We start from the raw sequence: 4,073 nt of genomic DNA, 5'->3' as shown, positions 1-4,073 counted from the left end.
TTTTCTATTCTTTCTATTCTTTCTATTTTTTCTATTCTTTCTATTTTTTCGCTTATGAATCTTTCCCGCGCGAACGGGTGCAGCGGCATACTTTTTTGCTACGGTTTTTCCACTACTGGTATGCAAAAAAGATACAGCGGAACACGTGACGGCGTGAACCTCTTCTGCGCAGCGACGACTCGTTTGCCGGCGCGCCCAAAAACTTCGAAAATTAAATCAACGGATTGTTACTTGCCTTTAAATTGCGACGATTGTCTTTCAACCACACTTGTTGTTAGTGATATGGTTTTTAAATCGTACGGTTTGTTTGCTTTTCGTGCCTCGATTTCTTCCAGCAAACAATTGAAAGCCAAGGCGCCCATTTCTTCGCCCGGCTGATCGATCGAACTGAGTTGCGGGGTAATTACTTGCGACATAAACCAGTTGCTGAAACCAATAAGCGCCACGTTGTCGGGAACTTTAAAGCCGTTTTCGTTAAAGTACGAAATAACGCCAACCGCCACTAAATCGGTTATAGCGAAGATGCCCTCAACGTCGGGATGGTCGGTTAGGATTTGTTTCGCGAATTCACGTCCTTCCTCAAAAGTTACGTGCGTGCAGGTGTAAACCAGTTTCGGGTTGTATGTAATACCGTGTTTTTCTAACGCCAGTTTGTATCCCATCCAACGATCTATGGCACCTTGCGGATTTACGGGTCCGCGGATGTGCGCAATTTTTCGGCATCCTTTTAAAATCAAATGTTCGGTAGCTTCGAAAGCCGCTTGCCGATCGTTAATAACTACTTTAGTACTGGGAATGAGTTTTGAAATTTTATCGAATTGAACGAGCGGAATATTCCGACGTATGATTTCTTTGAGATGCGCCTCGTCGTTGCTGTCGTTGGATAGTGAAATGAGAATGCCGTCGACACGTTTGTTGATGAGTAGGTCGACTTGTTTTCGTTCTAATTCTACCGATTCTCCAGATTGGAGTACGATGGCGAGGTAGCCGTGTTTTGCCGCTTCGTCGAGTATGCCGTTGAGTACTTTGGAAAAGAAGTGGTGTACAATTTCGGGTATAATAACACCAATGGTTTTCGACTCTTGTTTGCGGAGATTTACGGCGAAGGCATTCGGTGTAAAATGCAGTTCTTCGGCTAGTTTTAGTACGGCTTCGCGTGTTTTTGGGCTTACGTCGGCGTAGCCTTTTAGCGCTTTGGAAACGGTAGTAACCGAAATGCCTAAAGTTTCGGCAAGTTCTTTTAAAGTTGTGTCTTTCATACCTGGTTTCAGAATCCGAAAACGTTTTCGGTCGTTTCGAAAACGTTTTCGGCTATAAATCATCAAAAATATAAGATTGTAATTTTAATTTCGGCAATTATCAAACAAAAAATTTCTTAATAAACCAAAACTTTTCCGAAAATGACAAAAATTACACAATTTCTCAAACAGAGCAGCCTGCTGTTTTTTCTGCTGGCTTCTGTTGCCGTATTTGGGCAAAGTGTCGCTGTAAAAGGTACTGTTAAAGATGCTCAAGGATTACCCGTTCCTGGAGCAAGCGTAACAGCTGGTACAGTTGGTACTGCCACCGATGTCGACGGTAATTTTTCCCTTTCCCTACAAAACGGACAAAGCTATACCGTATCGGTATCGTTCGTGGGATACAAAACAGCTTCGCAAGCTATAACTGCGACAAGCAAAACAGAACTTAGTTTTGTTTTAGAAGAAGAATCGACAACGCTTGAAGATGTCGTGGTAACCGGTGTGGTTAATCCGCGTTCTAAAATTAAGTCGAGCGTCTCTATTACTTCTATCGATGCAAAGCAAGTAGAACAAGCGGCACCGAGAACAACGGCGGAGATCTTTAGAACGATTCCCGGTATTCGAAGCGAATCGTCGGGTGGTGAAGGTAACGCAAACATTGCCGTTCGCGGTGTGCCGATTTCTTCAGGCGGTTCTAAGTATTTACAACTTCAAGAAGATGGTTTACCGGTATTGATGTACGGCGATATTGCTTTCGCAACAGCGGATATCTTCACCCGATTCGACGCAAATATTGGTCGTATCGAGGCAATTCGCGGTGGTTCGGCTTCTACATTAGCTTCGAACTCTCCGGGTGGTATCATCAACTTCATCAGCAAAACGGGTAAAACAGAAGGTGGATCGATGACTACCAGCTTTGGTATGGATTACGATAATTTTAGAACAGACATTGAATACGGTGGAAAAATAGCCGACGGTTTGTATTTCCACGCAGGTGGTTTTTACAGAACCGGTGAGGGCGTTCGATCACCCAACTTTAATGCTAACAACGGCGGTCAGTTTAAATTCAACATTACCAAAGAATTTGAGCGCGGATCGGTTACTGTCTATACCAAATTCTTGAACGACCGTGCGGCGGCTTACATGCCGATGCCTATTCAAGTTTCAGGAACAAACGCCAATCCAAACTGGAGCGATGCTCCTAACTACGATGCTACTACAGGAGCTTTACAAAGCATTTACTTGAAGCACAATGTAAGTTTAGACAGAAACGGGAATATTCAAAGAAGAGATGTTGCCGATGGTATGAATCCGGTATCTAAATCAATTGGAGGTAACGCTACTTTTGAAGTTGGTGATGGTTGGAAAATTACCGAAAACGGACGTTTCTCTAAAAACTCAGGAGGCTTTATCGCCCCATTCCCAGCACAGGTAGCTTCTGGAGCGGATATCGCAGCAACATTCGGCGCTGGTTCAACGTTAGCATACGCCGATAATAACCAAGCTGTATCGGCTTCACAACTCGTTTCACGCATCCACATGTTTGATACACAATTAAATAACTTCGATAACTTTATGAACGATTTACGCATCAGTAAGAAAATCGAAGGAACGGGACTTTCATTGACAGCAGGTTACTTTAAGTCGATCCAAAACATCTCAATGTCGTGGACATGGAACAGCTATTTGATGGAAGTAAACGACAACAACGCACGATTAATCAATGTGGTAGACGCAGGTGGAAATGCACTATCTGAGAATGGTTTATATGCCTATGGAACACCATTTTGGGATAATTTGGCGCGCAATTACGATACACAGTACAATGTGTCGGCACCATATATGAATGTATCTTTCGATGTAACAGAGAAGTTAAATTTAGAAGGTGGTGTGCGCTACGACAAAGGTGTGGTTACTGGAAATTTTGCAGGCGGCACATCTACACAACGCGATATGAATAACGACGGTGTAATTTCGGCACCGGAACAAAATGTATTTGCGATCGACACTGCAAACCCTACTACCGTAAATTACGATTACGACTACGTATCGTTCACACTTGGAGGTAATTACTTACTTACAGACAAGCAATCGGTATTTGCGCGTTACAGCCGTGGAGGTTCTGCAAAAGCGGATCGTATCTTATTCTCTGGTTTAAACTACTTGAATGGAGATGCAATTAATGCAAAAGACATGCTTGATCAGGCAGAAATCGGATACAAGCAAAAATTCAGCAACGGCTACGTTTTCGGAACTTTATTCTACAGTAAGACTACCGAAGAAGGCGGATTCGAAGCTACATCCAATACCATTATTGAAAACGACTACCGTTCGATGGGTCTGGAAATTGAGGCGGGTTACAATCCAACTGAAAAGTTAAATCTTCGTTTCAACGGAACTTACACTAAAGCAGAAGTTGTTTCAGGCGATAATGATGGTAACGATCCGCGTCGTCAACCGCGTTTCATGTACAGCGTTTTACCAACGTTTAATTTCTCTGATAAGAAATCAGATATCATTGGATTGAGCTTCATCGGGCAAACCAAGGCGTATGCACAAGACGACAACAAGTTGGTTATGGACGGTTTCTTAATTGTAAACGGATTTGTTGAGTTCGGATTAACAAAAGGATTGTCGTTGAATTTAGCTGCAAACAACATCTTCGACACATTAGCAATTACAGAGGCAGAAGAAGGTAGCATTACCGAGAACACCACAAACATAGTTCGTGCACGTCCGTTACCGGGCCGTTCAGTAAGTGCAGCTGTTACTTACAGATTTTAATTTTTTTTCCTAAGTACACGACAAAAATTGTATTAAATTAATTTCCAG

At 42.8% G+C, this 4,073-nt stretch carries 2 protein-coding genes; one reads left to right on the top strand and one right to left on the bottom strand.

Going from position 1 to position 4,073, the window contains the following annotated elements; genetic code table 11:
* Positions 1 to 227: 227 nt before the first annotated feature.
* On the bottom strand, positions 228 to 1,259 hold the full coding sequence (locus CHX27_RS00940; RefSeq protein ID WP_094484906.1) for a LacI family DNA-binding transcriptional regulator: 1,032 nt from the start codon (positions 1,257 to 1,259) through the stop codon (positions 228 to 230).
* Positions 1,260 to 1,400: 141 nt separating this feature from the next.
* Between CHX27_RS00940 and CHX27_RS00935 the strand changes: the two genes are divergently transcribed.
* Entirely contained in the window at positions 1,401 to 4,025 is a 2,625-nt protein-coding gene (locus CHX27_RS00935) for a TonB-dependent receptor (RefSeq protein ID WP_094484905.1), read from the top strand.
* Positions 4,026 to 4,073: the final 48 nt, after the last annotated feature.

Source organism: Flavobacterium aurantiibacter (genome assembly GCF_002251775.1).
In the GTDB taxonomy this organism is placed as follows: domain Bacteria; phylum Bacteroidota; class Bacteroidia; order Flavobacteriales; family Flavobacteriaceae; genus Flavobacterium; species Flavobacterium aurantiibacter.
This window is presented reverse-complemented; position numbering and strand designations above follow the sequence as displayed.